Genomic DNA, 19,236 nt, shown 5'->3' on the forward strand with positions numbered 1-19,236 from the left:
GATCAGTCCCTCAGAATTTCGCGCCAGGAGATACGGCCGAAACCCGGCCCCCATTCGAATGGTACGCAACCCGGCGCACCGGTGGAGCCGTTGGCGCAGAAGACCGCCTCGCCCCCCGACCCGATCAGGGCGCCCGGATCAGTCGGCATGCCAAGGCCCAGGTCGATCGAGCCCACCGGCGTGGTGGCGTCGTTCGTGCCATCGCCATCGGTGTCGGAGCCGAGGGTATCGTTCTCGTCGATGACGCCATCGCCGTTGGCGTCAATGAAGGGACTGCCGACCGCGCCACCGGTGAAGGCATCGATGAAGTTCAGATAGCCCCGGCCCGTGGTATCGCAGCCGTCACTGACCGGGATGATGCTCGACGCCACCAGGACGTTGCCCGAGACCACGAACTGGTCGCCGATCATCCTTTCGCCTTCCGCGGTATCCGAGGGCGGTGTCAACAGGTCCACGTACCAGCCCTTGAGCGTGTTCATGTCTCCTGCCACCGACTCGCCGAACGCGCGCACCGGGTTGCCTCCCAGCACACCGGCGAGCTCGATGGAGCGCTCCTTGAGCGCCGAGCGCCCGGTGACCGCCGTACCGCTGTCCTCGATGCCATACCAGGTCTGGACGCTCACGTCCGACGGGTCGGTTTCCAGAATGTAACGCCCCGTGCCGAAGAACACCCAGGGGTTGTACGTGGCAGGGTTGTAGGCAACGGTGATGCCACCGGTGATGGGCTGCCGCCGGGTGGGGTCCGCACTGTACGTGGCCGTGAACAGCCTCGACGCGCTCCAGGTCGAGCTGGTGGTCGCCGACAGGTCGAAGCGCCAGACGTTGCCTTGCAGGTCGCCCGCATAGACCGTGTCGATCCTGCCGTCGCCATTGGCGTCGACGCCGGAAGGCATCGACAGGCCATTGTCGACCTCGGTGTTCGTGGCGATCTTCTGGACCAGGGCGCCCGTCTCGAGGTTGATGACGAACAATGCGGAACGTCCGTTCGGGCTATTGATGCCATTGCCGACGATCGCCACCATCGTGTCGGTCCCGCTCAGGTTGACCTTGGCGATCAAGGGCTTGCCCAGGACCATTCCCATGTCGTTGTCGCCGGCGTACTCCCACGACCTGCCAGTGCTGGCGAAGGTGGTCGGATTGGTGACATCAAGACCATAGACGCCCCGGCCACCCCGGCCCAGCGTGCCCACCAGCAGGTTCTTGCCAGGGGTCTGCGTGCGGGTCGACACGACCACCGGGCCATCGACGAAGTACTGGTGAACGAAGTCGACGCGGCGGCTGAGTTCCTTGAGGCGCGACATGTCGAGCAGCCTGGGCACGTACGTGAAGCGCTCGGTGCCATCCACCGCATTGATCGCGTGCAGCATGCCGTCGTTGGCACCCACGTAGATCGTCTTGTCGGTGCCGCTTTCGACGTAGACCGGGGAAGAATTCACGATGTCGCCGAAGAGGCTGCTGCGCGCCCGGTAGGTCGTACCCTCGCCCGCCCGGTTGCCCTTGATGTAGTTGGCAATCGGCGTGGTCAGCACCGTTTCCTGGGCGGTGGTCGGGAAGGCCGTCGTCCCGGTGCGCGTACCCGTGGTGCCGCCGTAGGTGAGGATGTTGCGCGAACCGGTGGGAATCCCCGTCGAGGCCTTCCAAAGAGGAGGCGTCACGACGCCGCTGCTGGCGGTCGAGTACGCAATGACGTCACCCGTCCACTGTCCGGCGACGAAATTGGACGAATACGACACGGTGCCATTGGTCAGCGTCGAGCTGTTGAACGCGATGTTCGAACCCGAACTGGTGCGCTCGTCAATCGTGGCCAGTGCCGAGCGCAGCGCATTCGCGAACTCTACCGGATTGCTGGCTGCGGCGAACGCACCGTGACCGTTGACCGCGGCATGCAACAGGTCGTCGATTCGGTGGTCGTCTTCGTTGTCGGTCGGATCCGGCCAGTTGAAACCCGACGCACCGTCGCGCAGCACGTCGGCAACCGAGGTCTGCGGAAGCGTACCCTTGAGGCCGAGCGAAACGCCGAACGTGACCATGTGCTGCCAGAAAGCCGGATTCAACGTGGATGCCGGGACGATATTGTCCATGTTGGGCATCAGGTCCGTCTTCCAGTAATGCATGGCGACGTCCGCCAGGGTCCTGCTCCTGCCGTCGGTATAGGGCGCCGAGGCGGTGTAGCCGTAACTGTTGCCGTCCTCGTCCACGTAAGTTGGTCCGTCCTGGCCGTCGGAATTGCCCTTGTCGACTTCTCCGCTGTTCCAATAGCCATCCGTCGTCAGGATTGAAAAGTTCTGCCGACAGGCAAGTGGGGTGGATTCAGGGCCGTAGGGGCCTGTCGCGCCCGAGTAGCCCGACAGATCGTCACTGTAGTAGCTGCCCATCCGATTGAGAGCACTCTGCAAAGGGGTGCCGTTGGTCGCCCTTGCTTCATAAAGACGATTGAACCAAGTGGACCGATTGACAGAGCCGTTCCTGTTCTCAAACAGTCCATTGTTGGAGCCGACATTGATCAGGAATTCCTCATTTTGCGAGGCGGCATTGGGGCCCCAGATCGTGGTGAAACCTACCCGATAGTTGCCGCCATTGAGGTCCCCAAATGCCGCGCCGGCGCCTGCCTTGGCGGACTTCATTCGGGTTCGGTAGTAGGAGTACCACGTCGCATAATTGGTAATTTCCGCGGCTTCGGTACGGCCATTTGGCGTGGTGAAATTGTTGCCACTCAGGACGTTGACCTGGATGTCTACGCCCCGGACGGATCGATCACCGCCACCGGATGGAGCCGTCACCCGGACCGTGTACTGCCCGGACTGAGGGGAGGAAATCGAGCAGTACTCGTTATTGCTTCCCGCATCGCTGGCACAGTAGGTCGTATTGTTGCGCCGAATACTGACGGATACTTCGTATCCGTTGTTGTTGTAGCCATTCCGGGTGATCACCTCGAAGCCCTGTGCTCCATTCGGCACGGTGATCGTATAGTCGTTATCGCCCTCGTAGATCGTTCGATTCGACCAGGAGGCGAGCGACGTCACGCCGCCCTTTATGACACGTTGGGCCCCACTCACCGTCGCGATCGTATACCTGTCGTAATTGGCGGAGTTGGCCTTGTCCAGCGTGGGCGACCTGAGGACGTAATAAGGATGCAAATAGCCCCTCAGGTCCGTAGAACTAGTCAGTCTTTCCACGTCCGTATACACCGCGTTCAAAGAACGTCCACCGGTGTAGCGCGTGCCGTCGTCCTTCAGCCAGGGCTCGTAGTCGATGGACGGATCGTAGTAGAGCGTGTTCTGGCTCGACGTCCTCAGACCGAACGCAACTGGACTCGTAGCGATCTCGAGCGCGTTCGCACTGGTCGCGAAAGGTCCCGGCATGAAATCCCACTCCATGGACCCCGAGTCATCCAGGATCAACATGATGTTGGGCGGCAACGGCGTGCCGACCTGCAGAGGCACCGCAGGCACGTTGAGCGCCGCCGCGCTGGGGAAGCTCAGCATGGTGGTGGCGAATGCGCACATGAGCGCCGTCAATCGCTGACCGACGGAACGCTTGCGGGCGCTACCGGACCTGGAAGTGTTCATCTTTTCGTCCCTGCTCATGGTGACGGCCTACGTACGATGGATTGCAGGATCACGCTGGAGCGCCCCTGGGCCACGTAACGCGAGCTGACGCGATACATGTAGGCCTTGCAGAGCGGATCCTTCGGGCGCCCGTTGGGGCCGGTGATCAGGTCGCACTTTGGCGTGGTGTTGTACTCGCCGAGGTATTCGACGATGTACTGGAGGTCGGCGGCGTTGGGGACCGCGAGCGTGTTGTCGTCGAGCTCGGTCGCATTGACCCAGTCGGCGTTGCCCAGCGCCCGGTTCAGGCCGTTCAGCGGCGGCCCGCAAACGCCCGCGGCACAGGCATTGCCGGCGGGCGGCGAGGCCAGGCCCATCGCGACCACCTCCCCCTGGCGGAGCGCCGCTTCGGCTGCCTGGAAGCCCAGGCTCCGGTCGAAAAGATTGGCGGCCATCCTTTCCTCGAGCAGGGTACCCCTCAGGCTGGCAAGCCCGAGAAGGGTCATGATCAGCAGGAGGATGAGGACGACGATCAGCGCCACGCCGGACTGGCCACGACGGCGCCGGGTGGCGATGCGGGAAGAAGTGGGTGTACTGATCATATGCTGCGGTTCCGCAGGGTGACGACATGGGTGATCTGGCGGCGGAGACCCTGCCCGTCCGTGCCGACCTTGATGCGATCTTCCTGATTGCCCTGTTGGCCCTCAAGCTCAAGCGCGATGCGCACCGCGGTGACGTCCTTCCAGCGGGTGCCGACACCGGTTGCGTTCACATAGGAAGCCGCGCCCGGCAACAGGTAGGTCAATTCAAGATCACGTACCCCGTCGATGATTTCCGTGGGCGCCGCTGCCATGTCCTGCAACCAGAGCGAGTTACCGCCCCGGGCATTCTGGGCCACGTACCAGCGCACGGCGTGGACGCGGGCAATGCTGGCCTGTCCGTTCGTGGCGGTCGCATAGGCATAAGGAACCGAACCGCATGTGCCACCGAGCCCCAGATTGGTCCCGCAGTTGCCGGCGCTGGCGACGGGGACGGTGGTCCCGGCGACCGTTCCGGCCTGGAAGATCGATCCCTGGTTGCCGTCACAGGCCAGCACCACGTCGTTGCTGCCGATATCGTGCAAGGCACTGCTCAGGACGAAGTTGCCACCGGCGAACGATTGCACCGTCACCGCGCTGGTATTGGCCGAGTGCAGTTCGATGGCATCGGTACCGGCGAGGCTGCCCGCCAGGGCGCCGTTCTCGTACCCCTGCACGCCACTCCCCCAGTTCGCCCACCAGGCGCCGGAGGTCAGGACATTGGCGATCGGGAGCATCTTGCCGTACTGCGGCAGCGCGGGCTGCGTCTGGGGTTGGCGGCAGGGCGTGCCATCGGCTTCGCGGATATCGCGCGCCATCAACTCGAAGCCGATGCGGCCATTTTCCTGGATACGCCCAAGGCTCTCGGTGGCCTTGTAGACCCGGCCATTGGCCATGAACATGCTGATCGCACCGCCGACCACGAGCAGCCCCAGCAACATCGCAACCATCATTTCAATCAGGGTCACGCCCGCCTGGCGACGGGCCAGTGCCACTTTCAAGACGTGCGCGCTCATAGCTGGCTCACCGTGCTGATGGAGAAGTTCTGCTCACCGCCCGTCGTCCGCGACTCGTCCCACTCGACCGTCACGGTGCAGACCGTGTCCTCGCAATCGATGGTCCCGCATGACCCCTGCCCCAGCGTCGAGTGCATGGTCTGGATCCATTCACGGCGATCGTTCTCCGCGAGGCTCGCCCCGGCCGCCGGCACAACGCAGGTACGTGCCATTTCGTACAGCGCGATCGCGTTGGCCTTGGCAACGGGATCGTTGATGGCCGCCACCGGGATCGACGCCCGGATGGAATCCATCATGGCGTAGCTGTCCATGATGGCTTGGCTGCGAGCAAGGGAGCCCTGGCTGTTCTTCAGGGCGGTGGCCTGCAAGGCAGCCACGCCCAGCAGCCCGATGGCCAGGATCAGGACCGCGATCATGACTTCGAGCAGGCTCATTCCGGCCGCGTGTCTTGGAGATGTCTTCATGATGGTCTGGATGGATCGCGCGCGTCCCGCGTTCTTGGTTGGGTACTTCATCAGGGGTCGGCCGGTTGGGCGCAGGCGCCGTTACCGCTGGTGCGCTCGATGAACGCCCGGCTGCCGGCACCAAGGGTGACGTTGCGGACGTTGTCCGTCGGTATGGTCGCCGCGACGCACACGCCGATGGCCGCGGTGACGGGATCGCCGGCGGAATCACGCGCGAAACCATCGGAGCGGAAGGTGAGCACGCCGTCGGCCAGGGCCGGGCTCGCCTCCACCACCACCGGCGCCTCCACGACATGGCGGCGGAGGATTTCCTCGCCCGCCGTCACCGCGCCATTGCGGTCGGCGTCCGCGAAGACGATCCAGCCATTCCATGCGCCGCCGGCGGCGCAGGTGGCACCATCGGACGAGCTGCACAGGGCCATGCGCCCGTTCCGCCGGATCGCCTCGGCGCGCGCCAGCTGGACGCTGGCGACGAGCTCGTTGGCAGGCGCGCTGATCCGGGCCGAGTTCTGGACATAACGGAAGCTCGGCACGCCGATCGCCAGCAGTACGCCCATCACCACCACCGTGATCATGAGCTCGACGAGCGTGAAGCCCCGTGCCGGGCCTGCCAGCCCGCCCCGTCGTCGATCATTCGCGTGCCGCATCCCGTATCCCCATGAGAATCCACATGCTCCACCTTAACGGGCCGCCTTTGCGGCCTCCAGCGGGATCCGACCAGCGGAGCCCACGCCGGGCCCAGCGGCAGACGGACAGACAGGCTGGACTGCTGTCATGATGACGCCCGCCCCGAAACCGCCCACCAATCGCGTGAGATGAACGGACCCAAAGAGACCCAGGCCCTGCTCGACACCCTCTGGCAGCCCAGGACCCTGGTCTGGGTCCTGATCGCCGGTGAAGGCCTGGCCGTCGTGCTGGCACTCGCGCCTGGCGGCAGCGGGGACCGATGGGTGTACTTCGGCCTGACCTCGATCCTGCTGCAGTGGATATCCCTGCTGACGATGTCGACGCTGTACTGGGCGCGCCGCAGACTGGCCCGCCTGACGCCGGTGCAGCTTGCATACGCCGCGCTGGTCGCGCTGATGGCCAGCACCTGGGTGGTCAGCGGAGGCGCGTGGTTCCTGCTGCAGGACCTGTGGCTGATGGCGCACGGCGGTTGGCGATCGCTGATCCTGCGCCTGAGCGGCCTGGCGTTGACAGTGGGCATGCTCGGGCTTGCCGCGTTCCAGAACTACTGGCGCGCGCGCCAATGGGCGTTGCGCACCAAGCAGGCCGAACTCGAGGCGCTGCAGGCGCGCATCCGGCCGCACTTCCTGTTCAACACGCTCAACACCGGCGCAGCCCTGGTACACCAGCGCCCCGAGGCGGTGGAGCAGCTGCTGCTGGACTTGGCGGACCTGTTCCGGGCCGCGCTCGCCGGTCCGCACCAGATTCCCCTGCAGGACGAGTTGGACCTGGCTCGACGCTATCTGGAAATCGAGGGCCTGCGGTTCCGCGAGCGCCTGCAGGTAACCTGGAAGCTGCCCCGTGCGCTGCCGGACGTCACCGTGCCGGCACTCACCATCCAGCCCCTGGTCGAGAATGCGATCCGCCACGGCATCGAGCGCCTGCCCAAGGGCGGTACGATCGAGGTGGCGGTCACGACGTCGGACGAGCGCGTGATCGTGCGCATCAGCAACCCCTTGCCCGGCAGCAGCCGTGAAGCCCGGCCCGGGCATAACGTCGGCCTCAATGCCGCGCAGGAACGCGTGGAGGCGCTCACCCAGGGCAAGGGCAGCGTCACCACCTCACGGGAAGGCGACCTCTACGTCGCCACCGTGCGCCTCCCGGTCAGCGAGCGCTGAGTCTTCGCCCGGTCCCGGGTGTCGAGCGGTTGGCGGGAGGCCTCAGGCCACGACGCGGTAACAGGGGTGGTAGTCGCCGTCGATCTTCATGCGCCTCTGCTCCACGAACGCACGCAGCAATGCGTCGAGCGACTGCATCATCTCCGGGTCGCCATGGATCTCGAACGGCCCGTGCGCATCGATGCGGCGCATGCCGTCCTCCTTGACGTTGCCGGCGACGATGCCCGAGAACGCCCGGCGGAGGTCGGCCGCCAGGTCGTGCGGCTTGCGGCCCTTGTGCAGGTCCAGCGCCGCCATCGCCTCGTGGGTGGGCCGGAACGGCTGCTGGAACTCCAGCGGGATGTCGATCGACCAGTTGAAGAAGAACGAGTCCTTCTGGGCGATGCGCTGCTCGCGCACCTTGCGGATGCCCGCGGTCATCCGCCGGGCCACCGCGGCCGGATCGGCGATGATGATCTCGTAGCGCGAAGTGGCCGCCTCGCCCAGCGTCAGGCGCAGGAAGCGGTCGATCTGCTCGAAGTACGCCGCCGACGCGGTGGGGCCGGTGAAGATCAGCGGGAACTGCAGGCCGGCGTTCTCCTCGCGCAGCAGGATACCCAGCAGGTACAGGATCTCCTCTGCGGTGCCGACGCCGCCGGGGAACACGATGATGCCGTGGCCGATGCGGACGAAGGCTTCCAGGCGCTTTTCGATGTCGGGCAGGATCACCAGGTGGTTGACGATCGGGTTGGGCGACTCGGCGGCGATGATGCCCGGCTCGGTCACGCCGATGTAGCGGGGGTGCTCGCGCCGCTGCTTGGCGTGCGCGATGTTGGCGCCCTTCATCGGTCCCTTCATCGCGCCCGGGCCGCAACCGGTGCAGATGTCCAGCCCGCGCAGGCCCAGCTCGTAGCCGACCTGCTTGGTGTAGATGTACTCGTCGCGCGAGATCGAGTGTCCGCCCCAGCACACCACCAGGCGGGGATCGGTGGGCTGCAGGATGCGTGCGTTGCGGAGCAGGTCGAAGACGCCGTCGGTGATGCCCGCGCTGGTGTTGAGGTCGCGGCCGCAGGCCTCGCCCAGCTCGATCGCGGTGAAAGCCAGGTCGCGCACGACCGCGAACAGCAGTTCGGCCACGCCGCGGATGATCTCGCCATCGACGAACGCCATCGCGGGCGCGTTCGCCAGGTCGATGCGCAGGCCGCGGTCCTGCTGGTGCACCTGGATGTCGAAGTCCGCGTACTGCGCCTGGGCGGCGCGCGGATCGTCGGACACGCTGCCGGTGGTCAGCACGGCCAGGGCGCAGCGGCGCAGCAGGTCGTGCATGCCGGTGGAAGCGTCGCGCAGGCGGGCGACCTCGTCGCGGGACAGGATGTCGAGGGCACCGCTGGGGTGGATGCGCGCGTTGACGGTGGGGAGTGCATCCTGCGGGGGCTTGCTCATCGGTGTGTTCTCTTCGTTGTTCTTGTCTGGTCCGTCCCACCGACTCTAGCGCAGGAGGGCGCACAAAAAAAACGGCCGGGGATTCACCCCGGCCGTCGCTCTGGATCCGGTTGTCACCGGGATCAGAACTTGTAGCGGAAACCCACCTGCAGCGACCAGCGCGAGATGCCGCGGTCGTCGTAGACGCTCAGCTCGTCCGGGTTGTTGAAGCGATAGACGTACTTGCCCGTCGCCGCATCGATGCCGCCGTACTCGACGACGCCGCGACCGAACGGGAAGCCGACTTCCTCGATCTGTCCCCAGTCCTTGTTGAGCAGGTTCCCGACGTTGAGGACGTCGAGCCAGATCTCGGACTTGTGGCCGCTCCAGAAGCCGGGGAGTTCCTGGGAGATGCGCAGGTCGAACTGGTTGACCCAGGGCGACGTGGCGCCATTGCGCTCGGCGAGCTGGCCGCGATGCGAGCTCAGGTACTCGTCGCCGGCGACGAAGTCCCAGAACGCCGCTTCCTCGGCGGGGCTGCCGAAGATGACGTCGCCGGGGCCCGACGGGATGTAGAGCAGGTCGTTGCCGAAACGGTTGTCGCCGTTGGCGTCGTTGTCGAAGACGTAGCTGTACGGGCGACCGCTGCGGCCTTCGTAGAACATCGACACGTTGGTGTTGTAGTCACCGAAGAAGGCGTGCTTCCAGGTCACTGCGGCCGTGATGCGGTCGCGGATCTCGTAGCTGGAACGCCCGGTCACTTCCGCGTTCGGATCGAGGGACACGTTGTTGCCCCACTGCGAGCCGGAGGTGGAGCTGGTCAACGGGCTGACGTCGTTGGCGTTGGTGTAGGTATACGCCAGCTGCCACATCCAGTCGCTGTCGTTGAACGGCTTGTTCAACGACAGGGTCAGCTGTTGCGACTCGCCTTTGCTGGTGGGTCGGGCGATGATGGCGTCGCCGAAAGCGCGATCGCGATTGGCGCGAGCGCTCGCGCCGTTGGAGCTGTTGCCCGACTGGTTCCAGTTGTTCGGGTCCAGGCCCGCGGCGTTCCAGAAGATCGGGCGACCGTCCGGACCATACGTGGTGGGCGCGCCGAGGTTCAGGTGCTGGTAGTAGATCGCTTCCTTGACCTGGGTGAGGACCAGCTCGGCCGCACCGACGATGCCCTGCCACGGCAGTTCGGCGTCGAATGCCAGGTTCGCCTTCCACACCGCGGGCTGGCCCAGCTCGGGATCGACGAAATCGATCGACTGGGTGCCCTGCGACGCATTCGCGGGGACCAGGACCAGCTGACCGTCCGGGTCGGCGACGAAGCAACGGCCGTCGGGCGTGTTGCAGTCGATCGCCGGCGACACCGGCAGGCCCGTGAAGAAGGTGTAGTCGGTGTAGCCGAAGCCCGTGTTGGTGAAGGGATTGGACAGCCACACGTTGGCGGCGGCGCCCTGGAACAGGCCGAAGCCACCACGCAGCTGGCTCGGGCGCTCGCTGTCGAAGGTGTAGTTGAAGCCGAAGCGCGGCTGGATCAGCCCGTTGCCATCGATCGTGGCCGAGTTGTCGTAGCCGAAGGCGGCTTCGGCAGCGGCGTTGTACAGCGGCTCGTCGTCGACGACCGGCACGTCGTACCGCAGGCCGAAGTTCAGCGTGAGGTTGTAGTTGACGGCCCAGGTGTCCTGCACGAACAGGCCCCAGTTCTCCAGGCCCCACGCGGCGGCGGCGTTGTCGCGATTGCCGTTGCGGGGATGGTAGTAGCGATAGAAGCTCGGGGTGCCGGCCTCGAAGTCGTCGATGCTGTCGAACGAGTAGACGCCGTTGCTGCGACGACCGAACAGGTTGTAGATGTCGTTCTTCTCGTACTCGGCACCGAACTTCAGGGTGTGGTCGCCGATGAACAGGTTGCCCGCGAAGAAGGCGTTCCAGGTCTCGGTCTCCAGCACGTTGGCGTGCGTGTTCTCTTCCGTGCCGAAGTTGAGCGTGGCGTCGCCGATGTCGATGGCGATCGCGGGCAGCGCGCTGGGCGGGGTACGGACGGCCGAATAGTCGCGGTACGACACCTTGGCTTCGGTGGAGAACACGTCGGTCCAGTCGCTGAACAGCTGGGCCGTATAGGTGTCGAGCTCGAAGTCACGCTGGTACGAATAGGTGTTGAGCGCGATCTGGTTGCTGCCGAAGCCCGGGAAGTTGGCGATGCTCTGGTCGGTGGTGCCGTACCGGAAGTTGGCGCGATGGTTGTCGCTGATGTTCCAGTCGATCTTCAGGCCGTACTCCTCGGCCGTCGTGTCGGCACCGCCGACGCCGTACTCGCCGGCCTCGAACCCGTAACCCTGGGCGATCTGGCGGACGCGCTGGATATCGGTGTCGGAAATGTCCTCGACGATGTTGGACGCGCCGGAGCCCACGGGGCCGAAGGTCGGACCGGGGGCGCCGGTCTCCTGCTTCTCGTAGTTGAAGAAGAAGAACAGCTTGTCCTTGACGATCGGACCGCCGACGGTCACGCCGTAGAGGAAGTCGTCCTCGAAGCCGGAGAAATCACTGCCGTCCTCGTTCTCGCGCACCATGCTGTTGTCGCGGTAGGTGCCGTAGACGGAGCCGTGGAACTCGTTGGTGCCGGACTTGGTGACGGCGTTGATGACGCCGCCCACGCCGCCATTGATGGTGACGTCGTAGTTGGCGACGTCGACCGAGATCTCCTGGATGGTATCCATCGAGAAGGGCTGCTTCGGCGTCGGCAGTCCGTTCGACTCCAGGCCGAAGGCGTCGTTGGTGCTGATGCCGTCCACGCGGATCGCGTTGTAACGCGGATTCTGGCCGCCGATGGAGATTTCGTTGCGCGACTTGTCGGTCTGCGCGACGCGCGGGTCGAGGCGCGCGTAGTCCTGCAGGTTGCGCTCGATCGAGGGGAACGCGTCGATCTGCTCGCGGGTGACGTTCGAGCCTGCGCCCATCTTGGTCGCACTGAAGACTTCCGAACCGTAGACACCGGCGACCGCTTCCACCGACTCAAGCGTAGTAACCGAATCGCCCGCCAGGGTCACGTCGACCTGGTTGACCTTGTCCAGGTTCAGGTAGATCCCTTCCTGGCCACCCACGCCCTCGCCGGCCGCGTTGATGGACACGGAATACGGACCGCCCACGCGGAGGCCGCGGGCGTTGTAGCGACCGTCGGGGCCGGTCACGGCACGGCTCACGGTGCCGGATTCTTCATGGGTGATGGTGACTTGCGCGCCCGCGACGGGCTGGCCGTCGGCCGCCACGACACGACCGGCAACGCCGGCGGAGGTGGCCTGCGCGAAGACAGGGGCGGTGGCGAGTACGGCGAGCAGGCCAAGCGTAAGCCTGGACAGCCGGACACGGTTCGGATGGGTCATGGCGGGGCCTCGAGTAACGTGGAGTTCTGGCAGACGAACGCTTCCTTGCAGCGGAAAGCCTCGCCCGCATCGATCAGCAAAGTGCATCCGCTAGAGCCCGGCTGGCGCAGTGCGCCCCTCCGGGTTAACGGCACTTTAACACGCTACGATCCCTACGTTACAGTATCGTGAACAAAGTCATCGAATTGGCCCATGCCCCGCGACATGGGCGCCACGCGCGACCAACTTCGGTCAAGGTGCAGCGATCTGCAGGTAAGTTCCCAGACCGTCGAGGAACATCTGGACGGAGATCGCCACCAGCAGCATGCCCATCAGGCGTTCGATGGCCGACAGCGCCCGTCCGCCCAGCAACTTGTAGAGCAGCGTCGCCGAGAACAGGATCGCCGCGGTGGCGCCCCAGGCGATCAGCAGGGCGATGCTCCAGTCGCCCAGCCGGGTGGGGTCGTCGCTGCCCATCAGCATGACCGCCGCCATCCCCGAGGGTCCCGCCACCAGGGGGATGGCCATGGGCACGATGAACGGCTCGCCGTCGGGCAGTTCGCCCATCAGGCCTTCCGGGCGCGGGAAGATCATGCGTATGCCGATCAGGAACAGCACGATGCCACCGGCGATGGACACCGATTCCTGGCGCAGGTGCATCAGCTCCAGCGCGTACTTGCCGCCCCACAGGAACATCATCAGCACCGCCAGCGCGATCAGCAGCTCCCGGGCCAGGACGATGCGCTGCCGTTTGGGTGGCAGGCTGCGCAGCAGGCTCAGGAAGATCGGGATGTTGCCGAGCGGGTCGAGGATCAGGAACAGCAACAGCGCCGCCGATGCGATGGTCATGCCGGGGGACTCCAGACGTGGCCGCGGTGCACGCTGCCCCGCGTCGACAGAAGGGTCACGCAGGCCGGCGCGTAGACCGCCGGATCGCGCGTGCGCGGGTCGCTGTCGTCGGCATAGGCACGCGAGCGCAGCGGCGTGCGCATCGGGCCGGGGCGCAGGCCGCTGACGCGGACGTTCGAACCGATCAGCTCGTGGTGGAGCATGCCCACCGCGGCCGCGAGTCCGTGCTGGGCCAGGCCGTAGCCGCCCCAGTAGGCCCCGCCGACGCGCTCGGGCGCGTCGAGCGTGAACACAACCGCCGCGTCGGCAGCCTTCGACAACACCGGCAGGCAAGCCTGGGTGAGCCACAAGGGCGCGGTGAGGTTGACGTGGATCGCGCGGGCGAGCTGCGCCGGGTCGGTCTGCGGCAAGGGGGTGAGGCCGCGGAACTCGGCGACGCAGTGCAACAGCCCGTCGAGCCGGCCGAGTTCGGATTCGATCCGCGCCGCCAATTCGGCGTGGTCGTCCGGCACCGCGCCCTCCAGGTCGAAGGGATACAGGAGCGGCTCGGGCCCGACGGCGGCCACGGCGTCGTACACGCGGTTGAGCTTGGGCAGCTTGCGACCCAGCAGCACGACCGTCGCACCGGCCTCGGCGCAGGCCCGGGCGGCGGCGCTGCCCAGGCCGCCATGGGCGCCGGTGACCAGCACGACACGGCCATCAAGGCGCGCGGCCGCGTCGGGCGCCTGCGGCGATGCGTCGCTCACGATGCCTGCGTCTCGCTGATCATGCGTGCCAGTTCCCCCGACTCGAACAGCTCGACGGTGATGTCGCAGCCACCGATCAGCTCACCATGGATGAACAGCTGCGGGAAGGTCGGCCAGTTGGAGAAACGCGGCAGGTTGGCGCGGACCTCGGGGTCTTCGAGCACGTTGACGGTGTGCAACTGCGTCGCGCCGGCCTCGGTCAGCGCCTGTATCGCGCGACTTGAGAACCCGCACATGGGGAACTGCGGCGTCCCCTTCATGAACAACACGACCGGGTGGCCTTCGACCTCGGCCTGGATCCGTTCGAGCACGGACATCGGATACTCCTGGAATGGGCTGTTGCGCGGCTTGACGGTGCGCCAACACGTGGTGGGGATAGAATGGGGCGTCAGTCGAGAGGCTCGCGGCCGATCCCGCCGGCGCCGACTGCCCCTATTGTAATCCCTCAAGAAGTCCTGGACGTGGCCGCCGCCGGCACGTCAGGGTTCGCCTTCAGCCAACCAAATCGAGCCACAAGGAGTCCCCCATGGCGATTGAACTGCCTGCCCTGCCCTACGACCGCACCGCGCTGGAACCGCACATCTCCGGCGAGACGATCGACTTCCACTACGGCAAGCACCACCAGACCTACGTCACCAACCTCAACAAGATGATCGAGGGCACGGAGTTCGCCGACCTGTCGCTGGAGGAGATCGTCCGCAAGTCGCAAGGCGGCATGTTCAACAACGCGGCGCAGGTCTGGAACCACACCTTCTACTGGAACTGCCTGTCCCCCGCCGGTGGCGGCGAGCCCACGGGCAAGCTGGCCGAGGCGATCAACAAGGCCTTCGGCGACTTCGCGACGTTCAAGGACGAGTTCACCAAGACCGCCGTCGGCACCTTCGGTTCCGGCTGGGCCTGGCTGGTGCAGCGCGCCGACGGTTCCGTCGCCCTGGTCAGCACCTCCAATGCGGCCACGCCGCTCACCGGCGAGGACACCCCGCTGATGACCTGCGACGTGTGGGAGCACGCCTACTACATCGACTACCGCAACGCGCGCCCGAAGTACATGGACGCGTTCTGGAACCTGGTCAACTGGGAGTTCATCGCCTCGCAGATGAAGTAAGCGGGCGGCGAACACGCACCACCAGGACGGCCGGGGCAACCCGGCCGTCCTGCGTTTTGGCGGGCGGCAACGCGGCTGCCGGACTCAGCCCAGTCGGGCGATGACCGGCGCGACCTGCGGCTCGCGACCCAGGGCGCGGCCGACGCGTTCCAGGGCATGGCCCAGCTCGGCCACGCCGTCGGCACGCAAGGTCGCGTGGCCGACCTTGCGACCCTCGCGCGGCGACTTGCCGTAGTCGTGCCAGTGGCCGCCCGGCTCGGCCAGCACGGGGCCGGCATCGGGCATCGCGCCGATCCAGTTGAGCATGCACGCATGGCCGACCATGCGCGTGTCGCCCAAAGGCAGGCCGAGCACGGCGCGCAGGTGGTTCTGGAACTGGCTGGTCTCGCTCCCCTCGATGCTCCAGTGGCCGGAATTGTGGACGCGCGGCGCCAGCTCGTTGGCCAGCAACTCCCCGTCGCGACTGAACAGCTCGAGGGCGAAGACGCCGACATAGTCGAGCGCGTCGGCCAGCGCGCGGGCGTAGTCGACCGCGGTCGCGGTGAGGACGTCGTCGGCCAGGGCGGGCGCCAGGCTGGCCGACAGCACGCCATCGACATGCCAGTTCTCGGTCAGCGGCCAGGTGCGGAACTCGCCGTCGCGGCCGCGCACGGCCACCACCGAGAGTTCACGGTCGAAGGCCACGAAGCCCTCCAGGATCAGGCCGACGGTGGCGGCCTGCTCGCCAAGCGCGGCCCAGGCGGCATCGGCGTCGGCCAGCGACCGGATGCGGAACTGCCCCTTGCCGTCGTAGCCCAGGCGGCGCGTTTTCAGGATGCACGGCGCGCCGACGCGCGCCAGCGCCGCGTCGAGGTCCTCGCGATTGTCGATCGGCGCGAAGTCCGGCACCGGGATCCCGAGCTCGCGGAAGAGGGTCTTCTCGGCGAGCCGGTCCTGGGCCACCGCCAGCGCACGAGGGCTGGGGAACACCGGGATGCGTTCGGCCAGCCATTGCGCCGATTCGGCGGGCACGTTCTCGAAGTCGAAGGTGGCCACGTCGACGCTGGAAGCGAACTCGGCCAACGCGGCGTCGTCGCGGTAGTCGCCCACGACCATCGGCGCGAACTGCCCGGCACAGGCATCGGCCGAGGTATCCATGACCTTGAAGCGCAGCCCCAGCGGGGCACCGGCCAGGGCCAGCATGCGCGCCAGCTGGCCGCCACCGAGGATGCCCACGGTCGTCATCGCGTCGCCGCTCATTGGCGGGGATCGTCGTTGCCGGCGACGTCGTCGGTCTGCTTGCGGCGGAAGGCATCGAGCGCCTCGCCGATGGGCGGGTGCGTCGGCGCCAGCATCGCGGCGGCGAACAGCGCGGCATTGGCGGCACCGGCATTGCCGATCGCGAAGGTCGCCACCGGGATCCCGGCCGGCATCTGCACGATCGACAGCAGCGAGTCCATGCCGTTGAGTGCCTTGCTCTGCACCGGCACGCCCAGCACGGGCACCGGCGTCTTGGCGGCCAGCATGCCCGGCAGGTGGGCGGCGCCGCCGGCCCCGGCGATGATCGCGCGCAGCCCGCGGGACCGTGCGGTCGCGGCATAGTCGAACAGCACGTCCGGCGTGCGGTGCGCCGACACCACGCGTACTTCGTGCGGCACGCCCAGCGCCTCGAGCTTCGCGGCGGCGTGCTGCATGGTCTCCCAGTCCGAACGCGACCCCATCACGATGCCCACCAGCGGCTGGGCGTCGGTCGCGGCCTTGCTATCAGTCATGGCTTGGCCCAACGTCAAAACGGTATTCTAGGCCGGTTGGCACGGCCAGAGTAGTTCAGCGCCGCCCTGCCGCCCCATTCCCTCCCGAACCGACGTGAAGCCATGGACCGCAAGCTGCTCGACCTCCTGGTCTGCCCGACCACACGCCAGCCCCTCGCCCTCCTCGACGACGCGGGCCTGAAGGCCGTGAACGCCGCCGTCGAGGCCGGCACGGCCCTGCGCGGCGACGGCAGCGCCCAGGCCGCGCCGCTGGCGCAGGCGCTGGTCACCCGCGACCGCCGCACGGTGTACCGGGTGGACGACGGCATCCCGGTGTTGCTTGCCGAGGACGCCATCGCCACCGACGGCATTCCCGGCTTCGCCGCGGCATGAACGCAACGGAAGTCGCGCCGCCGCCCATCGAAGCCGTCCAGGCCGACGTGGCGGCGGCCCTGGCCGAGGACATCGGCAGCGGCGACGTCACCGCCGCCCTGCTCCCCGACGCGGGGGACGTCGCCTACCTGCTGTGCAAGGAAGAGGCCGTCGTCTGCGGGCGACCGTGGTTCGACGCCTGCCACCAGGCACTGGATCCGCTCGTGCGCATCGACTGGCGTGTGGCGGAGGGCCAACGGGTGGGCGCCGGCACGGTACTGGCGACCCTGGAGGGGCGGAACCGCGCCCTGGTCAGCGCCGAGCGCGCATCGCTCAACTTCATGCAGACCCTGAGCGGCACGGCGACGGTCACTGCCGCCCATGTCGAGGCGGTGCGCGGCACCGGCACCCGCATCCTCGACACCCGCAAGACCCTGCCGGGCCTGCGCCAGGCGCAGAAATACGCCGTGCGCACCGGCGGCGGGGCCAACCACCGCATGGGCCTGTACGACCAGGTGATGCTCAAGGAGAACCACGTGCGCGCCGCCGGCTCGATCACGGCCGCGATCCACGGCGCGCGCGCCATGCACCCTGCCCTGCCGCTGATCGTCGAAGTCGAATCGATCGACCAGCTGCGCGAGGCGCTCGAGGCAGGTTGCGACCGCATCCTGATCGATGATTTCACGGCGACGATGCGCCGCGAAGCGGTGGCGATCGCGCGCGCCGCGCCGTTCGCCGGCCGCATCCCCCTGGAGGTCTCCGGCGGCGTCGACCTCGCGGGCCTGCGGGCCATCGCCGAGGACGGCGTCGACTACATTTCCATCGGCGGACTGACCAAGCACGTCCGCGCGATCGACCTGTCCCTCAAGCTCGGCCCCGCGCCGCATTGACCTGGAACCCGCATGCCGACCGCGATCGTTTTGATGCTGCTGGGTGCCATCGGTTATGCGTGGTGGAATGCCGCGCGCGCCGCGGCCGAGCAGGCCGAGCACCTGGGACGCGAGGCCTGCCGGAAGGCCGGCGTGCAGTGGCTGGACCAGACCGTGCACGCGCACGGGCTGCGCCTGTGCCGGCATGAGAACGGGCACCTCGGCCTGGAGCGGAGTTTCCGCTTCGACTACTCGGTGGACGGCGAAGACCGCCGTACTGGCCGGATGGTGCTGCGAGGCGACCGGCTCGTCGTGTTCAGCGGTCCACCGCTGCCCGACGGGCGCACCACGCACTGAGGCGCGCCGCCGCCCTACTTGACCACGCGCAGGTGGCCGGTGCGACGCGGTCCGGATGGCGGGCCATCGTCGTCGCCGTCGCCATCACCTTCCGGTGCCCGCTCGCTGGGGACCGCGCTCAGGGCGGGTGACGGTGGGCCTCCGGCAGCGTCGCCGCTGGCGTCGTCCGGGCCGGCGTCGCCACCGCTACCCGCCATCGCCGAATCGTCGGGCAGGGCCATGCCCTGGCCGGTTTCCCGCGAATAGATCGCCAGCACCGCGCTCACCGGCACCGACACGGCCTGGCTGACGCCGCCAAAGCGCGCACTGAAATCGATCGAGTGGTTGCCCATTTCCAGGTGCGACACCGCGCGATGGGCGATATTCAGGACGATCTTGCCCTCGCTGACTGCGTGGGACGGCACCCGCACGCCCTGCCGGGTGGCGTCCACCAGCAGGTGCGGGGTCATGTCGTTGTCGGCGATCCACTCGTACAGCGCCCTCAGCAGGTAGGGGCGGTGGCTGGTCATGCCGGGTGAGTCATCAGTCATTGCGCATCTACTGCCGGGTCCAGAGAAAAAACGTTGCCGCGCGCCCGCTCGCGGGCCCTGCTACTTTGAAGGGCCGGGGGGCGCTTGTCGATGCCAGGGACGGGGCGGGCCGGTGCGCGGGCATCGGCCCGGAACCTCAGTCGTCGCGATCGCCCCGGTCGTGGACGGCGTCGTCGAGCGTGTCGTGGGCGTCGTCCGCCTTGTCGCGGACATCCTCGAGCGTGTCCTTCGCGTCGTCCGCATCCAGGTCGAGGTCAATGGCGTCGTCGGCGGTGTCCTTGAGGGTTTCCTTGGCATCGCAACGACCGCCCACGCCCACCGTCGCCTTGGCCGCGGCGCTCTTGGCGGCCTTGGCGGGCGTGCAATGCGAGTCGAGCACGCCCGCATGGGCCGGCACGAACGCCAGTACGACGGCCAACGACAGGCCGGTCAGCCACATCTGCGTATTCATGATCCTTACCCCTTCGTCAGCACGGGGAG

The 19,236-nt window shown here is 67.0% G+C and carries 19 protein-coding genes; 5 read left to right on the top strand and 14 right to left on the bottom strand.

The features are described from left to right. Positions 1-2 precede the first annotated feature (2 nt). The 5 genes from FKV25_RS00700 to FKV25_RS00720 are packed head-to-tail and all read right to left on the bottom strand — an operon-like array spanning position 3 to position 6,253. A complete protein-coding gene (locus FKV25_RS00700; protein WP_141516865.1) occupies positions 3-3,587 on the bottom strand; it encodes a pilus assembly protein in 3,585 nt (1,194 codons plus the stop codon). After that, positions 3,584-4,150 (bottom strand): pilus assembly PilX family protein, encoded by a 567-nt coding sequence (locus FKV25_RS00705; protein ID WP_141516866.1) that lies wholly within the window; start codon positions 4,148-4,150, stop codon positions 3,584-3,586. Before FKV25_RS00705 ends, FKV25_RS00700 begins: the two co-directional genes overlap by 4 nt. Beyond that, positions 4,147-5,142, bottom strand: coding sequence for a PilW family protein (locus FKV25_RS00710; RefSeq protein ID WP_141516867.1), 996 nt, complete (start codon positions 5,140-5,142; stop codon positions 4,147-4,149). The genes FKV25_RS00705 and FKV25_RS00710 overlap by 4 nt, the downstream gene beginning before the upstream one ends. Beyond that, positions 5,139-5,657, bottom strand: a complete 519-nt coding sequence (gene pilV, locus FKV25_RS00715) for a type IV pilus modification protein PilV (RefSeq protein ID WP_425462592.1) — start codon at positions 5,655-5,657, stop codon at positions 5,139-5,141. The genes FKV25_RS00710 and pilV overlap by 4 nt, the downstream gene beginning before the upstream one ends. Continuing rightward, a complete protein-coding gene (locus tag FKV25_RS00720; protein WP_141516868.1) occupies positions 5,657-6,253 on the bottom strand; it encodes a GspH/FimT family pseudopilin in 597 nt (198 codons plus the stop codon). Before FKV25_RS00720 ends, pilV begins: the two co-directional genes overlap by 1 nt. Before the next feature lie 168 nt (positions 6,254-6,421). On the opposite strand from FKV25_RS00720, the gene FKV25_RS00725 reads away from it, so the two are divergent. Continuing rightward, complete coding sequence (locus FKV25_RS00725; RefSeq protein ID WP_141516869.1) at positions 6,422-7,450, top strand: sensor histidine kinase; 1,029 nt, start codon at positions 6,422-6,424, stop codon at positions 7,448-7,450. 42 nt (positions 7,451-7,492) lie between these two features. On the opposite strand, the gene ppnN is transcribed toward FKV25_RS00725, so the two are convergent. The 5 genes from ppnN to grxD form a co-directional block, all read right to left on the bottom strand. After that, complete coding sequence (gene ppnN / locus FKV25_RS00730; RefSeq protein WP_141516870.1) at positions 7,493-8,872, bottom strand: nucleotide 5'-monophosphate nucleosidase PpnN; 1,380 nt, start codon at positions 8,870-8,872, stop codon at positions 7,493-7,495. Positions 8,873-8,994: 122 nt separating this feature from the next. Beyond that, a complete protein-coding gene (locus FKV25_RS00735) occupies positions 8,995-12,219 on the bottom strand; it encodes a TonB-dependent receptor (RefSeq protein ID WP_141516871.1) in 3,225 nt (1,074 codons plus the stop codon). Positions 12,220-12,450: 231 nt separating this feature from the next. Beyond that, positions 12,451-13,047 (bottom strand): YhgN family NAAT transporter, encoded by a 597-nt coding sequence (locus tag FKV25_RS00740; protein WP_141516872.1) that lies wholly within the window; start codon positions 13,045-13,047, stop codon positions 12,451-12,453. Further along, a complete protein-coding gene (locus FKV25_RS00745; protein WP_246071806.1) occupies positions 13,044-13,793 on the bottom strand; it encodes an SDR family NAD(P)-dependent oxidoreductase in 750 nt (249 codons plus the stop codon). Before FKV25_RS00745 ends, FKV25_RS00740 begins: the two co-directional genes overlap by 4 nt. Further along, positions 13,790-14,110, bottom strand: coding sequence for a Grx4 family monothiol glutaredoxin (gene grxD, locus FKV25_RS00750; RefSeq protein WP_141516873.1), 321 nt, complete (start codon positions 14,108-14,110; stop codon positions 13,790-13,792). The genes FKV25_RS00745 and grxD overlap by 4 nt, the downstream gene beginning before the upstream one ends. Positions 14,111-14,319: 209 nt before the next feature. Between grxD and sodB the strand changes: the two genes are divergently transcribed. Beyond that, positions 14,320-14,898 carry a superoxide dismutase [Fe] gene (gene sodB, locus FKV25_RS00755; protein WP_141516874.1) on the top strand — a complete coding sequence of 193 codons (579 nt, stop codon included), beginning with the start codon at positions 14,320-14,322 and terminating at the stop codon, positions 14,896-14,898. Positions 14,899-14,982: 84 nt separating this feature from the next. On the opposite strand, the gene FKV25_RS00760 is transcribed toward sodB, so the two are convergent. Then, positions 14,983-16,122 (bottom strand): 5-(carboxyamino)imidazole ribonucleotide synthase, encoded by a 1,140-nt coding sequence (locus tag FKV25_RS00760; RefSeq protein WP_141516915.1) that lies wholly within the window; start codon positions 16,120-16,122, stop codon positions 14,983-14,985. Positions 16,123-16,133: 11 nt separating this feature from the next. Beyond that, complete coding sequence (gene purE, locus FKV25_RS00765; protein ID WP_141516875.1) at positions 16,134-16,649, bottom strand: 5-(carboxyamino)imidazole ribonucleotide mutase; 516 nt, start codon at positions 16,647-16,649, stop codon at positions 16,134-16,136. Between the two features lie 102 nt (positions 16,650-16,751). Between purE and FKV25_RS00770 the strand changes: the two genes are divergently transcribed. Genes FKV25_RS00770 through FKV25_RS00780 form a run of 3 tightly spaced genes read left to right on the top strand, consistent with a single transcriptional unit; the run spans position 16,752 to position 18,226 of the window. Further along, the gene (locus tag FKV25_RS00770; RefSeq protein ID WP_141516876.1) at positions 16,752-17,021 is read left to right on the top strand and encodes a Trm112 family protein; all 270 of its coding nucleotides are present in this window, start codon (positions 16,752-16,754) and stop codon (positions 17,019-17,021) included. After that, the gene (gene nadC, locus FKV25_RS00775) at positions 17,018-17,890 is read left to right on the top strand and encodes a carboxylating nicotinate-nucleotide diphosphorylase (RefSeq protein WP_141516877.1); all 873 of its coding nucleotides are present in this window, start codon (positions 17,018-17,020) and stop codon (positions 17,888-17,890) included. The genes FKV25_RS00770 and nadC overlap by 4 nt, the downstream gene beginning before the upstream one ends. A gap of 12 nt (positions 17,891-17,902) precedes the next feature. After that, positions 17,903-18,226, top strand: a complete 324-nt coding sequence (locus FKV25_RS00780) for a DUF3301 domain-containing protein (RefSeq protein ID WP_141516878.1) — start codon at positions 17,903-17,905, stop codon at positions 18,224-18,226. 14 nt (positions 18,227-18,240) lie between these two features. On the opposite strand, the gene FKV25_RS00785 is transcribed toward FKV25_RS00780, so the two are convergent. Together FKV25_RS00785 and FKV25_RS00790 are read right to left on the bottom strand one after the other, a co-directional pair. Continuing rightward, complete coding sequence (locus FKV25_RS00785; protein WP_141516879.1) at positions 18,241-18,756, bottom strand: ClpXP protease specificity-enhancing factor; 516 nt, start codon at positions 18,754-18,756, stop codon at positions 18,241-18,243. A gap of 136 nt (positions 18,757-18,892) precedes the next feature. Further along, on the bottom strand, positions 18,893-19,207 hold the full coding sequence (locus FKV25_RS00790) for a hypothetical protein (protein WP_170218452.1): 315 nt from the start codon (positions 19,205-19,207) through the stop codon (positions 18,893-18,895). Positions 19,208-19,236 lie beyond the last annotated feature (29 nt).

The sequence above is a fragment of the Marilutibacter aestuarii genome (genome assembly GCF_006546775.1).
GTDB classification, from domain to species: domain Bacteria; phylum Pseudomonadota; class Gammaproteobacteria; order Xanthomonadales; family Xanthomonadaceae; genus Marilutibacter; species Marilutibacter aestuarii.

Bases quoted from the DNA above. Each gene is read 5' to 3' on its own strand.
- FKV25_RS00700 (WP_141516865.1), bottom strand. From the start codon at position 3,587: ATGAGCAGGGACGAAAAGATGAACACTTCCAGGTCCGGTAGCGCCCGC.
- FKV25_RS00705 (WP_141516866.1), bottom strand. From the start codon at position 4,150: ATGATCAGTACACCCACTTCTTCCCGCATCGCCACCCGGCGCCGTCGT.
- FKV25_RS00710 (WP_141516867.1), bottom strand. From the start codon at position 5,142: ATGAGCGCGCACGTCTTGAAAGTGGCACTGGCCCGTCGCCAGGCGGGC.
- pilV (WP_425462592.1), bottom strand. From the start codon at position 5,657: ATGAAGTACCCAACCAAGAACGCGGGACGCGCGCGATCCATCCAGACC.
- FKV25_RS00720 (WP_141516868.1), bottom strand. From the start codon at position 6,253: ATGCGGCACGCGAATGATCGACGACGGGGCGGGCTGGCAGGCCCGGCA.
- FKV25_RS00725 (WP_141516869.1), top strand. From the start codon at position 6,422: ATGAACGGACCCAAAGAGACCCAGGCCCTGCTCGACACCCTCTGGCAG.
- ppnN (WP_141516870.1), bottom strand. From the start codon at position 8,872: ATGAGCAAGCCCCCGCAGGATGCACTCCCCACCGTCAACGCGCGCATC.
- FKV25_RS00735 (WP_141516871.1), bottom strand. From the start codon at position 12,219: ATGACCCATCCGAACCGTGTCCGGCTGTCCAGGCTTACGCTTGGCCTG.
- FKV25_RS00740 (WP_141516872.1), bottom strand. From the start codon at position 13,047: ATGACCATCGCATCGGCGGCGCTGTTGCTGTTCCTGATCCTCGACCCG.
- grxD (WP_141516873.1), bottom strand. From the start codon at position 14,110: ATGTCCGTGCTCGAACGGATCCAGGCCGAGGTCGAAGGCCACCCGGTC.
- sodB (WP_141516874.1), top strand. From the start codon at position 14,320: ATGGCGATTGAACTGCCTGCCCTGCCCTACGACCGCACCGCGCTGGAA.
- FKV25_RS00760 (WP_141516915.1), bottom strand. From the start codon at position 16,122: ATGACGACCGTGGGCATCCTCGGTGGCGGCCAGCTGGCGCGCATGCTG.
- purE (WP_141516875.1), bottom strand. From the start codon at position 16,649: ATGACTGATAGCAAGGCCGCGACCGACGCCCAGCCGCTGGTGGGCATC.
- FKV25_RS00770 (WP_141516876.1), top strand. From the start codon at position 16,752: ATGGACCGCAAGCTGCTCGACCTCCTGGTCTGCCCGACCACACGCCAG.
- nadC (WP_141516877.1), top strand. From the start codon at position 17,018: ATGAACGCAACGGAAGTCGCGCCGCCGCCCATCGAAGCCGTCCAGGCC.
- FKV25_RS00780 (WP_141516878.1), top strand. From the start codon at position 17,903: ATGCCGACCGCGATCGTTTTGATGCTGCTGGGTGCCATCGGTTATGCG.
- FKV25_RS00785 (WP_141516879.1), bottom strand. From the start codon at position 18,756: ATGACTGATGACTCACCCGGCATGACCAGCCACCGCCCCTACCTGCTG.
- FKV25_RS00790 (WP_170218452.1), bottom strand. From the start codon at position 19,207: ATGAATACGCAGATGTGGCTGACCGGCCTGTCGTTGGCCGTCGTACTG.